This is a genomic window from Microbacterium sp. (assembly GCF_049661145.1).
In the GTDB taxonomy this organism is placed as follows: Bacteria; Actinomycetota; Actinomycetes; order Actinomycetales; family Microbacteriaceae; genus Microbacterium.
This window is the reverse complement of the sequence record NZ_JBASZT010000123.1, coordinates 1-12,623: the sequence shown is the minus strand read 5'-3', so window position 1 is coordinate 12,623 and position 12,623 is coordinate 1. Positions and strand designations below refer to the sequence as shown.

The 12,623-nt window shown below is 65.4% G+C and carries 15 protein-coding genes and 1 pseudogene; 8 read left to right on the top strand and 8 right to left on the bottom strand.

The window, feature by feature from the left end; all coding sequences use genetic code 11:
* Positions 1 to 183: 183 nt before the first annotated feature.
* A complete protein-coding gene (locus tag WBP48_RS05565; protein WP_424437305.1) occupies positions 184 to 594 on the bottom strand; it encodes a MarR family winged helix-turn-helix transcriptional regulator in 411 nt (136 codons plus the stop codon).
* Positions 595 to 717: 123 nt separating this feature from the next.
* Between WBP48_RS05565 and WBP48_RS05560 the strand changes: the two genes are divergently transcribed.
* Positions 718 to 891, top strand: coding sequence for an AvrD family protein (locus tag WBP48_RS05560; RefSeq protein WP_424437302.1), 174 nt, complete (start codon positions 718 to 720; stop codon positions 889 to 891).
* 123 nt (positions 892 to 1,014) lie between these two features.
* Here WBP48_RS05560 and WBP48_RS05555 read toward each other — a convergent pair whose 3' ends face one another.
* The gene (locus WBP48_RS05555) at positions 1,015 to 1,761 is read right to left on the bottom strand and encodes an ATP-binding protein (protein ID WP_424437299.1); all 747 of its coding nucleotides are present in this window, start codon (positions 1,759 to 1,761) and stop codon (positions 1,015 to 1,017) included.
* Positions 1,758 to 3,323 (bottom strand): IS21 family transposase, encoded by a 1,566-nt coding sequence (istA, locus tag WBP48_RS05550; RefSeq protein ID WP_424437296.1) that lies wholly within the window; start codon positions 3,321 to 3,323, stop codon positions 1,758 to 1,760. The genes WBP48_RS05555 and istA overlap by 4 nt, the downstream gene beginning before the upstream one ends.
* A 55-nt stretch (positions 3,324 to 3,378) precedes the next feature.
* Between istA and WBP48_RS05545 the strand changes: the two genes are divergently transcribed.
* From WBP48_RS05545 to WBP48_RS05525, 5 genes are all read left to right on the top strand, one after another.
* Positions 3,379 to 4,329: an AvrD family protein gene (locus WBP48_RS05545; protein ID WP_424437293.1), complete on the top strand. Its 951-nt coding sequence runs from the start codon at positions 3,379 to 3,381 to the stop codon at positions 4,327 to 4,329.
* On the top strand, positions 4,326 to 5,030 hold the full coding sequence (locus WBP48_RS05540; protein ID WP_424437290.1) for an ATP-binding protein: 705 nt from the start codon (positions 4,326 to 4,328) through the stop codon (positions 5,028 to 5,030). Before WBP48_RS05545 ends, WBP48_RS05540 begins: the two co-directional genes overlap by 4 nt.
* Positions 5,023 to 6,405: an MFS transporter gene (locus tag WBP48_RS05535; RefSeq protein WP_424437287.1), complete on the top strand. Its 1,383-nt coding sequence runs from the start codon at positions 5,023 to 5,025 to the stop codon at positions 6,403 to 6,405. The genes WBP48_RS05540 and WBP48_RS05535 overlap by 8 nt, the downstream gene beginning before the upstream one ends.
* On the top strand, positions 6,402 to 7,487 hold the full coding sequence (locus WBP48_RS05530; protein WP_424437285.1) for a 12-oxophytodienoate reductase: 1,086 nt from the start codon (positions 6,402 to 6,404) through the stop codon (positions 7,485 to 7,487). The genes WBP48_RS05535 and WBP48_RS05530 overlap by 4 nt, the downstream gene beginning before the upstream one ends.
* A 379-nt stretch (positions 7,488 to 7,866) precedes the next feature.
* Positions 7,867 to 8,382: an integrase core domain-containing protein gene (locus WBP48_RS05525; protein ID WP_424437282.1), complete on the top strand. Its 516-nt coding sequence runs from the start codon at positions 7,867 to 7,869 to the stop codon at positions 8,380 to 8,382.
* A gap of 34 nt (positions 8,383 to 8,416) precedes the next feature.
* Here WBP48_RS05525 and WBP48_RS05520 read toward each other — a convergent pair.
* The 4 genes and pseudogenes from WBP48_RS05520 to WBP48_RS05505 all read right to left on the bottom strand — a co-directional run.
* Positions 8,417 to 8,722 (bottom strand): annotated as a pseudogene (locus tag WBP48_RS05520) (glutamate ligase domain-containing protein); the annotation flags it as partial.
* A gap of 16 nt (positions 8,723 to 8,738) precedes the next feature.
* Positions 8,739 to 9,239 (bottom strand): hypothetical protein, encoded by a 501-nt coding sequence (locus WBP48_RS05515; RefSeq protein WP_424437279.1) that lies wholly within the window; start codon positions 9,237 to 9,239, stop codon positions 8,739 to 8,741.
* Positions 9,224 to 9,850, bottom strand: a complete 627-nt coding sequence (locus tag WBP48_RS05510; RefSeq protein ID WP_424437276.1) for a TMEM175 family protein — start codon at positions 9,848 to 9,850, stop codon at positions 9,224 to 9,226. The genes WBP48_RS05515 and WBP48_RS05510 overlap by 16 nt, the downstream gene beginning before the upstream one ends.
* A 226-nt stretch (positions 9,851 to 10,076) precedes the next feature.
* Positions 10,077 to 10,697, bottom strand: a complete 621-nt coding sequence (locus tag WBP48_RS05505) for a TetR/AcrR family transcriptional regulator (protein WP_424437273.1) — start codon at positions 10,695 to 10,697, stop codon at positions 10,077 to 10,079.
* Positions 10,698 to 10,857: 160 nt separating this feature from the next.
* Here WBP48_RS05505 and WBP48_RS05500 point away from each other — a divergent pair, with 160 nt between their 5' ends.
* Both WBP48_RS05500 and WBP48_RS05495 read left to right on the top strand, forming a co-directional pair.
* Positions 10,858 to 11,505, top strand: a complete 648-nt coding sequence (locus WBP48_RS05500; RefSeq protein ID WP_424437270.1) for a histidine phosphatase family protein — start codon at positions 10,858 to 10,860, stop codon at positions 11,503 to 11,505.
* Positions 11,502 to 11,699 carry an amidohydrolase family protein gene (locus tag WBP48_RS05495; RefSeq protein ID WP_424437267.1) on the top strand — a complete coding sequence of 66 codons (198 nt, stop codon included), beginning with the start codon at positions 11,502 to 11,504 and terminating at the stop codon, positions 11,697 to 11,699. Before WBP48_RS05500 ends, WBP48_RS05495 begins: the two co-directional genes overlap by 4 nt.
* 149 nt (positions 11,700 to 11,848) lie before the next feature.
* Here WBP48_RS05495 and WBP48_RS05490 read toward each other — a convergent pair.
* Positions 11,849 to 12,623, bottom strand: a 775-nt coding sequence (locus WBP48_RS05490; RefSeq protein ID WP_424437264.1) for a PucR family transcriptional regulator, incomplete at its 5' end; no start/stop codon positions are given.

Genomic DNA, 12,623 nt, shown 5'->3' with positions numbered 1-12,623 from the left:
CACACGACGCTCGTGACGGCAGCGCACCTGTTCATCACCATCCAGCGCCTGACCGCCGACCCAAAAGCCCACGGGGCAGCCTGAGCTTCTACGGCATCCTCCGCGAACTCCAAACCGCGGTCATCCGCCTCCTCAGCTGCTGCCCCTACTGCCAACGCGCCGGACCAACCTAACCAAGTACTACTAGGCTGCTAGTTTTGCGAGGAGTGACTGAAGCTGATCCAGCTCAGCTTGGTCGAGCCTGCTGAGCACTGAGGCGTGTGCGAACTCAGTGACGATCGAGGCGCGGGCGCGTACGCCCTCCTCGGTTGCGACGATCACCTTCGACCGCCGGTCGGTCGGGTGTGGAGTCCGTTCCACGAGACCCACCTCTTCAAGCTTGTCGACGATGTAGGTGACGCTGCTGGGATCGCAGCGAGCACGCTCCGCCAGCGCGCGCATCGTCATCGGCTCTTCAAGCGCCACCAGGGCGCTTGCCTGAGACGCCGTCAGGGACTGCCTCTGGACTACGGCCTTGACCTCATCGCGAACCTCGTCGGCGACGGTGAAGAGTAGCCCTCGGAGCACGGACGTTGTGTCACGAAGTTCAAGCATACCCCAACTGTAACAGAGCCAATCGCCATCAGACTATGAGATTCACGTCTCATTCCGATGGTTGGATGATATGCTAGTACCCAACCATCGGAATAGCTGCATGATGTGAAGTAGGTGAGCGGCATGATCGGTGTTCAGCGCGTGCTGGTGTCGGAGCTGCTGGGAGACGCGGACCAGCGGTACTTCGCGGAGGGCTTCCGTGCTGTGCAGCAGAGCTTGTCCCGAGTGAAGGTCAGCCAGTCCCCAGAGTCCAACCCTCAAGTGACGGCGGTGCTGGGTTTGAGCTATCCAGAGTGAGTATTTGGAGTCTTGAGGGCCACTGATTATTGCGTTTCAGGGCCAGGAGATATTCACTCTCGGGGCCACGGGTATTGCCGGTGAGCGCCACCCCCCGCAGGAGCGACGCTCACCGGCCTGGAGTCAGCCGGCCGCGGCGGTGTGTTCGCGCATGTTGACGTCGCCGGTTTCGATCCAGAGGGTGTTGTGGACGATGCGGTCCATGATCGCGTCGGCGTGGACTCCGGAGCCGAGGCGCTGGTGCCAGTCCTTCTTCGCGTATTGGGTGCAGAACACCGTTGAGGCCTGGTCGTAGCGGCGTTCGAGGAGCTCAAGCAGCATGGTTCGGACGTCGTCGGTGGGCGGGTCGAGTAGCCATTCGTCGATCACGAGGAGCGTGAAGGTGGAGTATTTCCGCAGCCACTTCTCCCGACCGGCGGGCTTGTCTTTCGCGGCGGCCCAGGTTTCTTCGAGGTCGGGCATGCGGATGTAGTGCGCCCGGTAGCGGTGCTGACAGGCCTGCTTCGCGAGCGCGGACCCGAGGTAGGACTTCCCGGAGCCGGTGAAGCCTTGGAACACGACGTTCTGCTGGCGGGTGATGAACTGGCAGGTCCCGAGTTGGGCGATCACCCCGCGATCCAGGCCGCGTTGTTCGAGCAGGTCGACTCGTCTCAGGTCCGCGTTCGGGTAGCGGAGCCCCGCCCGCCGGATGAGGCCCTCGACTTTGGAGTGGGTGAACGCGGCGTGGGCGTCGTCGACGGCGAGCTTGATGCGCTCCTCGAACACCATCCCCAGGGTGAGGGTGTCGTCTTGGACGTCGATCGCGTCGACCAGCGAGGCGACGCCCATCTCCCGCAGCTTCCGTTTCGTCTCCGCGTCGAGCAGGCTCATCGGGTGCCTCCCGCGTAGTAGTCGGCGCCGCGGACATACCCGGCAGGTTCCTCCCAAGCACTCGGCTCGAACCTCGGCTGTCGTCTGCCGGTCTGGTCCTGGTTCGAGTCCAGGATCGGTCGCAGATGCGCATACCGCGGCGACCTCACCCTGGACTCGAGCGCGATCCCGGCAGCTGCTTCGACCCGCGCGGCGGAGTAGCGGCGGGTCATCCGCAACACTGCCAGCGCCGCGTCCAGCCCCTGCTCGTCGACCGGGACGGACTCGAAGATCCGGTTCACGATCGTCGTGGTGTTCTCCCCGATCCGAGCTGCCCACTCCCTGGCTCGCTCAGGGTCCATCTGCTGATATCGGGGCCCGTCGGGCAGGTCCGAGTCGTGCGTCCGGTACTCGTTGATCACCCCGGCCGGGGCGAGGAGATGGCTGGTGAGCCGATGATCCCCGGCGAACACCTCCAGCATCGTGTCGGTGATGCGCAGGTCGACGGACCGGCCGATGTTCGCGTAGGGGACGGAGTAGAAGTTCCGCTCGAACACCACATGCCCGTTCTTCTGAACCTTGCGGCCATAGAGCCATCGGCTGATCTCGAACGCGACGGCCGGGAGTGGCCGAAGCAGCGGCTTCTCCTCTGTCTCGAACACGGAGAGCCTGGAGCCGGCCCGTTTCTGGAACGGCTCCGCGTTGTAAGCAGTGACGCGCTCGTAGACGGCAGCCCGCAGCTCTGGGAGTGTCGAGAACCGCCTGTCACGGAGCGCCGCGATCACCGAGGTCGCGACGTTGCCGACCGTGCCCTCAACACTCGCCTTGTCCTTCGGCTTCCGAGGCCGGCCTGGCAGCACCGCCGCCGAATAGTGCGCCGCGAGTTCCCGATACGCGTCGTTGAGCACGACCTCGCCCTCGGCGGGGTGCTTGATCACCCCGGTCTTCAGGTTGTCCGGAACGATCCTCGGCACGGACCCGCCGAACCAGTCGAACATCGCCGCGTTCGCGCGCAACCAGGTGTCCTGCCGCATATCCAGGGCCGGCTCAACGAACGAGTACCTCGAGAACGACAACGTCGCGACGAACAAGTAGACCCTCGTCGTGGCGCCGGTCACCGGGTCGGTGAGCTGCATCGTCTTCCCGGACCAGTCGACCTCGACCGTCTGCCCCGCCTTGTGACCGACCCGCGACACCGCCCCGATCACCAGCAGGTGCCGTTGATACGACTTGCAGAACCTGTCGTACCCCATCGCCGTCTCGCCCGTGGCGCGGCAGGCGTCGACGTACTCGCCATGCAGCAGCTTCAACGTCACCCCGACCCGCGCGAGCTCCTTATGGACCCGATCCCAGTCCGGCTGCGCGTGAACACTCTCGTGCTCACCCCGCCCCGGGAACAACCGCGCATACACGTCCGCCTCGTCGAGCGCGGCGACCTCGTCCCAGCCGATGCCCTCCCGGTCGGCGGCCTCGATGACCGCCGCGACACTGGTGCGGGACATGCCCTGCGCGGCGATCTGCCGACCCGTGAGCCCCTCCGCGCGAAGCTTCAGCACCAGCTTCGCCTTGATCTTGCGTACCATCCGAATCACTCCTTCTGCCGCGTGATTGGCCACGCGGCAGAAGGAGCCTAAGAAAGTGGCCCCGAACCCGAATAATCGGTGGCGCTCAACGACGCGATCGCATCGACGAACAAGTGGCCCTGAACCCCAATATCAGTGGCCCTCAGAAGAGCGAATACTCACAGAGGCGTGGTCCTCGAAAGCGGGGCAGGAGACCCGCCGCCCGCATCTATCGACGCTTGATGCGCTTGTGGCTGCGGCTCAACTCGCGGAAGCGATGCTGGTCAGCGCGATGGGCCTGTCTCCCGCTGAGAGGCGATGGGTCTGGTTGCAGCGAGTCGGCATCCGTGCAGGAGCGAAGGCTGTCGAGGAACTTGACGAGGTCGATGTCACAGGAGAAGTGGTGGAGTCCCGGGCATATGACAATCCGCTCTTCTCTAGCAGCCGACTGCTTCGAAACCGCTTCACAGTGGGGTCGCTCCGTGTGGAGCTGGACATAGTTGCTCCTGCCGCGGAAACGCGTACGATCTGTCAATCCTATCTAAGCGTCGACGACCTGCTCGGCTGTAAGAGCGAGCGCTATTACGGGGAAGGCTTCAAAGCTGACCTCGTCACGATCGGGAACGGCTGGCTCACCGACGAGACAACGATCCATGTACCAGTATCCAGAACGAGTGACCGAGACTACCTCGACATCGGCTCTTCGTACACGCTAAGCCCAACCTTCGTGAACTGCATCCTCGGCCAAGCCCAAGTCAGCCAGATGATGCTCTATGCACTCGACCATATGGATAGATCGGTCTCGGACAACTTGTGGATGCGCCACGTTGAGCTGTTTTCCCAGGGCCCTCACCTGTACCACGAAGCAGAGTTCGACGCTGAGGCGCGCATCTCCCGCACGCGGCTGTTGCCGATGAATAGCCAGACATGGCGAGTGACGGACTTCACCGGACACTTTGGCCCCATCTCTGCCCGTTACAACCTCGCTCACGCGCTGCCCACATCGAGAGGTTCTCAGAACGGATGAGAATAGCAATCTCCGGCACGTACTCGACAGGCAAGACCACGACGTCGTACGCGCTTTCGCACCTCACTGGCATCCCCAGAACCCACGCGAAGACCATGCGCGAGCTCCTACCAGACGTGGCCCCCGGCAAGAGACTCGAAGACTGCGGGGTACCGGAACTGATCCAGCTCGGCATTCTCCGGTTCTCTGAGAGGTACCGCCATGAAGGTCAGTTGCCCGACGGGTTCGTCTCTGATGGATCGGCGCTGCACGAATGGTCGTACGGCAAGATGCGCGCGCAAGTCGGCATCAACCCCGAGGACCCGACGAGCGTGCCATCACGGGAAACCGGGGAAGCGCAGGCACTTGAGGTTTCGATGGACGCCATCGGGGCGATCGCCAAGAGACACGCCAAGCGGGGGTATGACGTATTTATCCACCTGCCCATCGAGTTCCCCCTGGTCGCGGACGGACACCGGCCAGTCTCGGAAGAGTTCAGACATCGCTCGAGCGACCTTCTGCTCGACACGCTACGCGAACTGTCCATCCCCGTGCATGTCATTGGCGGCGACCTGCCAACACGGTTATCAGGCATCGTTTCCGCGCTCGGACTGTCACAAGTAATGAGCATCGACGAGGCACTCGACCGGGCACGCGCCGACCTCGCCGCCCTGGACACGAGCGACGAACTGGCCCGGTCAGAGGCGAACGCAGATGAGTAGCACTCGGACATCCTCGCCCACAGCTGTGCGTCTAGCCCCGGTCTTCGCGATAGGGCTCAGCTTCTTCGTAGGAAATCTCGATGCAACCGTGGTCAACGTCGCCACCACACAGATCGGGGCTGATCTGCGCGCTCCTACCACTGTGGTCGCATGGATTGTTAACGGGTTCGTTCTCGCCGTGGCGGCTCTGCTACTGCTCGCGGGAGATCTGGCCGGTCGCTTCGGCGCGCGACGCTTGTACGTGTGTGGGCTAGTGCTGTTCACCGCCGCGAGTGTGCTCGCAGGCCTGGCAACCACGGCGCCGGTGCTCATCGGAGCCCGTGTGGTGCAAGGCGTGGGAGCGGCGCTTTTCCAGCCCGCCGGGCTCGTGCTGCTCGGGGCCGCTTACCCAGATACAGCCGTCCGCCAACGCATGATCGGACTGTGGGCGGCTATGGGCGCGGCAGCTGCTGCGCTCGGGCCGATGATCGGAGGGTTCATCGTTGCCGGTCTTGGATGGCGGTGGATCTTCTGGATCAACCTGCCCATCGGGATCGCCGCGATCTGGATGTCCCTCTCCGTGCTCCCCGCCCTGCCGCCACACTCCCGCCGCATCCCTGTGGCCGGGCATCTGCTGTTCGCCCTCACCATCGCGGGCTTCGCCGTGGCGCTCATGCAAGGCCCCGACGTGGGATGGGGGGCGCCCGTAACGATCACAGGAATCACTGCGGCGATTGTCGGCCTCGTGTGCTTTATCTGGTGGCAGAGCCGCAGTTCTGAAGAGGTCTATCCGGGTCGGATTCTACGGAACCGGGACTTCTCGCTGGCGAACGTCGTGGGGGTATTCATGAACGTTGGCCTATTCGGCGGCGTGTTCCTTGTCTCCATTCTTCTACAGCAAGGCTTGGACTCGGGTCCGCTGACCGCCGGCCTTCAACTCCTACCGATGATGGTTGTGTTCGTTATCGGGAACCTCGCCTTCTCCCGCCTTAGCGGACGGCTCGGCGCTCGCGGCGCCATCATCATTGGCATGAGCGCGGCGACAACCGCGGTCGCTGCCCTCGCCCTCGTCTCGATCCGGGATGTCTCATACCCCTGGCTGGCCGTCTGCCTGGCAGTCGCCCACCTGGGTCTGGGCATCGCCTCTCCAGCCATGACCGCCGTGATGATGAACAGCATCGAGGCTCGTGACACCGGACTCGCTGGTGCTGTCCTGAACGTCAACCGCCAGCTCGGATCGCTCGTCGGCGTCGCCATCGCCGCGGGCCTGCTGACGACGACTGCGAGTCCCGCTGCGGCGGCACCGATCATGTTCGGGCTGACTGTCGTTGGATACGCCATCGCCACCATCGCCGGCGTCCTCCTCCACAAGACCACGCGGAGCGCTGGGGCATGACGACCGGCTTGAACAGTCCTTTGAGAATCCGAACCACCGAACTCACGAACCGCATCGTTCTGGCCCCGATGGGCGTTGGGCACTGCGAGGGAGGTGCGCCCGACGAGGACCTCCGTGCCTTCTACAGGCGAAGGGCAGAGAACAATGTCGGTCTTCTCATAACCGGTGCGACCTTCATCGACCACCCCACAGCATCGAACCACGTTCTGCTTCCCAGTATCGCCGGGCAGCAGGCACAGGAGTCCTGGGGTCGCATCGTCGGCGACGTTCATGCCGCAGGTGCGCCGATACTCCTGCAGATCGAGCATGCGGGCATCGACCGCGATCCCGCGATGTCGCTCGACCCTACTGCGCGGATTCTTGGACCGAGCGGTGTCGACCAGCAAGGTCGCCCCTACGGTGAGGCGATGAGTTGCGACGATATCAACGAGATCATCGCGGCCTTCGCGCAATCGGCGCGAACCGCTGAGCAACTGGGCTTCGACGGAGTGGAAGTCCACGGTGCGCACGGCTTCCTCATCGATCAATTCATCTGGGGCAGGACAAACACGCGCACCGACGAGTACCACGAGCCCAGCAGATTCGCTGTCGATGTCATCCACGCCATCCGCGCATCGACCGGGCCCGACTTCATCGTCAGTTTCCGTTGGTCGCAATGGAAGATGCACGACTATGCGGCGCAGGTCGCGAAAACACCGGAAGAACTCGAGCGTGTCCTGCGCCCGATCGCAGACACCGACATCGACCTGTTCCATGCCTCGACACGTCGCTGGTGGGAACCTCTCTTTACCGAGTCGGCACTGACCACCGCCGGATGGACCAAGAGAATCACGGGCAAGCCGACGATTGCAGTCGGTTCGGTGGGGATGACCGGCGCAGTCTTCCATTCCGTGTTCCAAGGTCAGGGGGCCAAAGCAACGGCACCCACAAGTGCCGTTGAGCGCATGCAACAAGGCGAGTTCGACCTCATCGCCGTCGGACGACCGCTACTCGGGGATCCCGAGTGGGCGGCCAAGGTGCTATCCGGTCGGTTCGGGGAAGTCTGCGACTTCAACGCCCATGCGTTGGCGGAACTCCACTGACCATGAATGCCAAAGCTCCGAGGTCTTGGCTCGAAACCGCCCACTCTTCCGCTCGAAGCCGCCGTCGTCACAGTGATGGCCGGCTCCACGACCGAACGCCTCCACACAGTCGCGGAAGGGATCGTGTCACGAGGCAAGGCGGCGGTCGAGACCGCGTTCGGAATGCCTCAGAACGCGCAAAACAAACGACCCGCAACGCTCGAGAAAGCACTCATCGCCAGCTCCCAACGCCACCGCAGCTGCCTCCTCCGACACCTCAGCACCGTGCGGATCCAGATCCTCCCGTTCAAGCCCGGCGTCGCCGGCCCGATGACCCGCGTACTCGCCCGGCGTCAGCCGCAACCCGACCTCACGCCGACCTAACGCATCGGACGCTGAATTGATCGGACGCCTGCAGCGTCTTCAGCGTTCTCTGTTGCCGGCGGAAGACGATAGAGTCCGCGTCCGCGTCCGCGCACAGCAGCGCGTTGATCCTGGTCTGCGGCGGGTTGCGCCTCAGATCCGGCGAGGGATCACCGAGTCGTTCTGGTCCAACATGCAACGCGAGCTCCTGGATCGAACGGCCTGGGACTCGAGGACGCAGCTCGCGTCGGCAATGTTCGAGTGGGTTGAAGGGTTCTACAACCCTCGCCGTCGGCACAGCAGCCTCGGCAACCTCAGCCCCGCCGCCTACGAGACCCTTCACACCGCCGCCGAAATCGCGCATGATCAACACACAACAACCGTCCGGGAAGCCGGGTCAGGCTCCGGCCGCTGTCGCCGCCAGCTGGTCCCCAAACGCCTATCGGCACAGACCTGCGACGAGTCGAACGAGGGCGAGTCTGAGGAGATCGATCCCGATTCTCGCCCTCGCAACTCAGGCCTCGCGGGTCGTACGGATAGCGCACGCCGTTGATCTCTCGATGGTCTTGATGCCCGGGGCCGAACCACAAGATCGCATCCCCGTCCCCCACGAGTGAGACTGCCTTGGTGACAGCGTCCTCGGGAGGTGTGATGTTGTAAAGGCCGCCCGCGGGAGGCGCCTGAGCTGAACCGAGGTAGAGGTGGTCGCGGATGGTCTGCGGGTTTTCGTACCGCGGGTGATGGTCGGTGATGATCGCGATGTCGCTGTTGCGGGCCGCAGCCAGTCCCATCGCGGGACGCTTGGTGGTGTCGCGTGAGCCGTCCGCGCCGAACATGACGAGAAGTTTGCCGGCGGTTTGGCGGCGGACAGCCTTGGCTGTCATCTCGAAGCCGTCCGGTGTCGCGACGTCAGCCGTGGGCGAGTGCCTTGAGCCCGATGACGGCGAGGCCGAGGACGGCTTCCAGGCCGAGCGCGATCGCCCGCTGCCACCAGGGCAGCGGGATGCGGCGGATCGCGGTGTAGCCGATCACGACCAGGGCGACGATGAGACCGGTTGCGGCGACGAACACGGCCGTGTCCATCGACCACCACCCGGCGAGGGCGATGAGAAAGGCGAGCACGGGAACGATCACCGCGGTGAGCGCGCCGAAGCTCGTGAAGAGCGCCTTGCGGAGTTCGGCGCCCGTCATGCCGCGCTCAGCGATGACGAAATGTGAGATCACGTCCGCGACGAGCACGGCCAGCAGCGTGCCGAGCGCGGTCACGATGAGAGTGAACAGGGCTGCGGCCGGTGACTCCGAGTGGGATCCGACGGCGAGGACAACGGCGAGCGCGACGAACGCGAGGTAGATGCGCTCCTTCAGTCGTTCGCCGCGCGCCTCGCGCGCCTCGGTCATCTCGTGAACCATCTGGGTCTCCTTCTGCTCGTGGATGTTGCTCCGACGCGGCGCACAAGGCGCGCGCGGAACGGAACGATGAAGTAGCACGCGATCGCGGCGTAGCCGAACACCGCGACCAGCGGGAGGAACCAGGCAACGACGATCAACACGACGTAGGTCGCGATGCCGGGCACCATGCGGCGGGTGAAGACGCCGAGCTCTTCCTCAGCCGCGCCGGAGTCGAAGTGGCCCTCGCGGTCGGCATACCACCACAGCAGGTAGAGCAACCCCACGAGCAGCAGCACCGTGATCCCGTAGATCGTCACGGCGACCTGTTCGGGATGGTCGCTCTCGATGAACGTCGAAAGGAATCTCGTCGGGTATGGCATGAACGAGACGAGGAGCAGGACGAGCAGGTTCAGCCGCAGGAATGTCGAATCCGTGCGAACGAGGTGGTCCGTGATCGCCGTGTGCGCCAGCCACACGGCGCCGATCGTCGCGAAGGAGATCACGTAGGCGAGGAACTGCGGCCAGCCGTGAAGAAGGTCGGTCCAGACGTTGCGGGTGGTCGCGACGGGCATGACGAGGTCTAGCACCAGCGTGATCGCGAACGCGAACACACCGTCGCTGAGTGCCAGCATCCGGTCACTCCGGTATCGGCGCGGACTGCGCGCAGGCGTGGTCGAGTCCTCTTCGTGATCGCACTCGTCTGTCATGCGTCGCCAGCTCTCGCCGTCCACGGTATTGCGGTTCGAGGCCCGACTCTCGGTGTGGTCGCAGCGCCGGGTACTATCAGTACAAATGTACATGAACATTGATCTCTGCCGATGCTCGTGTGCCGCACAGGGTCTAGGCGAGCGCCGCGCTTCAACCGCTGGGCGGTGAGTTTCTCGAGGACTGCACGCCCGCTGCGGGCGGGGCGGGAAGAGCGAACTTCCGCACGAGCGCCGAGACGGCAGCCGCAATGCGCTCTTGCGGGACCGTTCGGTCGGACAACGCGTACACCAGCAGGCCGTTCACCGCGGCGAGGAGGATCGGCGAAGATCCCGGTTCGACGAAGGCATCGAACACCCCGGCGCTCCTCCCGCGGAACTGCTGCGACATCGCATGCAGATTCGCGTCATCCGCCGAAGCCAACGACATGTGGTTCACCGTGATCAGCTCTCCACGGCGTTGCAGTGCGAGCCCCGCGGCCACCTGCCCCGCAAGCTCGGGGAAGGCCCCGACCGTCACGGACGCCCAGTCGGCGGCGTTCGCCATGTAGTCGAGCAGACGCAGTCCGGCCCACTCGTAGGTCGCCGCCGAGAGCTGTCGCGCGCTCGGAAAGTGATACGTGACCGAAGCCAGCGAGATTCCCCCGCTGTCTGCGACTGCCCGGTGCGTCAACGCACCCCCGCCACGCCGGTCGATCACGTCGACGGCGGTGCGCAGGATGAGTTCCCGACGCAATCTGCCACGGGCACGGCGCCCGTCGGTCTCGCCTGCCATCGTCGCGCCCCCGCCTGCCCCTCACGGCTTGCCGGGGCGAGTTCGAACCTACCGCTCCCACCGGACGGGATCGATGAAGCCAGGTGCGCAAGGGAGCCGACGCGTCTCGGCATCCCGTAACCCACCGCGCACAGCAGCCGTCTCGGGTAGCGTCGGGGCCGTGACCACCTTCTTCCTCGCTCGCCACGGCGAGACCGTCTGGCACGCCGATCATCGCTACGCCGGGGTATCGGATGTCGCACTCACCCGGCACGGCCTCGGCCAGGCTGCCGCGCTCGGCGCGTGGGCGGCGGATGCCGGGCTCGACACCATCATCGCCTCGCCGCTGTCGCGGGCAGCGCGGTCGGCGGCACCTGCAGCCGAGACGAGCGGACTCGAGGTCCGTATCGATCCGCGCCTGATCGAGATCGACTTCGGCGTGGGCGAAGGGCTCACGCCGAAGGAGCTGGCCGAGCGGCATACAGCGGAATGGGACGCTTTCCGGCGAGCCCCGGCATCCTCGCCGTTGCCGGAGGGTGAGAGCGGCAGGGACGGCATCCGGCGGGCCCTCCCCGTCTTCGACGAGCTGACGCAGGAGATTCCCGACGGGCGGGTGCTGGTGGTCGCCCACGCCACCCTGTTGCGGTTGCTGGTGTGCGAGTTCGCCGGCATCGATCCCGACGGCTACCGTGACCTGCTCCCGGTGCTGGGCAACTGCACCGTCACCACTCTCGTCTACCCCTGGACGCCCGAGGGACCGGTCGGCCCCGGTCGGCCGAAGGCGCGCCTGCTGGGCTTCGATGTTCCACCGTTGACTGCGGGGAGTTGACGACGGTAGCGACATCGGGGACGTGCGATGTCGACAAGGTCCTCGGCACGCTCGAGGCCGGAAAGATCGCGGACGCCGTTGTCGTCAAGGGCAACCCGCTCGACGACATCGACTCGCTCGCGAACCGCGACAACATCCTGCTCGTGTTCAAGGACGGAAAGGTCGCGAGCAACCGCGGCGCCTTCGCCGTCTGAGCGGATGCCGCGGCATCCGCGGCATCCTTCCGATGGCCGCTGGAGTGAGTGGCAGGCGTTCATCCGCACCTCCGAGGGCAACACCGTCGGACTCGTCGCCTTCCAGCGCCCCTGAACCCGCCTCGCGGGCGCGAGCCGGCTGTGAGCAGCTACGCGCGGGTGCCGGAGGCGCGGCGCGCACCGGTGGCGCGCAGGCGCCAGCTCACGAGCGCGAGGTCGAGCGCGGTGCGACGGTCGCGGTTGTCGAGATCTACTCCGCCGAGCAGGGCCGAGATGCGCTCGAGCCGTCCGTACAGCGATTGGCGGCGCAAGCCCAGAATGTCGGCGGTGCGCGTCTTCGACAGGCCCGACCCGAGGTAGGCGTCGAGGGTCACAACCAAGCCGGCGCCCGTGCGCGCGTCATACTCGAGCAGCGGGCCGAGCTGCTCATTGACGAACCGCTCGAGCGCCACGTCGTCGACGAGCGAGACGAGCATCTGGAAGAGCGCGAAATCCGGAGCGAAAACCACATCGGCGCCCGCCGCGAGACGCAGCGCGAGCCCCGCCGTCTGGATTGCAGCGGGCAGCGCCCCAACGAGGTCGGGGATCGTGTCGACGGGCGAGCTCGCCGCCACGAGCACACTGCCCGCGGCCGCGCCGAGTTCGCGGCGCAAGTCGTCGGCGAACGCAATGACGGCAGGCCGGTGCACCCGACCGGGCACGACGGCGCCCACGAGCACGTCGCCGTCGTGCTCGGCGACGAGCGCCGCCCCCAGCTGCCGCTGGGCAGCGGTGCGCACGGCGATGAGCGTGCGCGCGGATCCTGCGTGCCGCATGCGCGACCTGACACACAACGCCACCGCGCGCTGCCCGTGCCGCATGCGGACGCCCGCCCCGAGGGCGCGCGCATCCAGCTCGCCGGCTGAGGCGTAGGCGCCCGAGAGC

Excerpts from the sequence above, each read along its gene's own strand:
- WBP48_RS05565 (WP_424437305.1), bottom strand. The coding sequence starts at position 594 with ATGCTTGAACTTCGTGACACAACGTCCGTGCTCCGAGGGCTACTCTTC.
- WBP48_RS05560 (WP_424437302.1), top strand. The coding sequence starts at position 718 with ATGATCGGTGTTCAGCGCGTGCTGGTGTCGGAGCTGCTGGGAGACGCG.
- WBP48_RS05555 (WP_424437299.1), bottom strand. The coding sequence starts at position 1,761 with ATGAGCCTGCTCGACGCGGAGACGAAACGGAAGCTGCGGGAGATGGGC.
- istA (WP_424437296.1), bottom strand. The coding sequence starts at position 3,323 with ATGGTACGCAAGATCAAGGCGAAGCTGGTGCTGAAGCTTCGCGCGGAG.
- WBP48_RS05540 (WP_424437290.1), top strand. The coding sequence starts at position 4,326 with ATGAGAATAGCAATCTCCGGCACGTACTCGACAGGCAAGACCACGACG.
- WBP48_RS05535 (WP_424437287.1), top strand. The coding sequence starts at position 5,023 with ATGAGTAGCACTCGGACATCCTCGCCCACAGCTGTGCGTCTAGCCCCG.
- WBP48_RS05530 (WP_424437285.1), top strand. The coding sequence starts at position 6,402 with ATGACGACCGGCTTGAACAGTCCTTTGAGAATCCGAACCACCGAACTC.
- WBP48_RS05515 (WP_424437279.1), bottom strand. The coding sequence starts at position 9,239 with ATGGTTCACGAGATGACCGAGGCGCGCGAGGCGCGCGGCGAACGACTG.
- WBP48_RS05510 (WP_424437276.1), bottom strand. The coding sequence starts at position 9,850 with ATGCTGGCACTCAGCGACGGTGTGTTCGCGTTCGCGATCACGCTGGTG.
- WBP48_RS05505 (WP_424437273.1), bottom strand. The coding sequence starts at position 10,697 with ATGGCAGGCGAGACCGACGGGCGCCGTGCCCGTGGCAGATTGCGTCGG.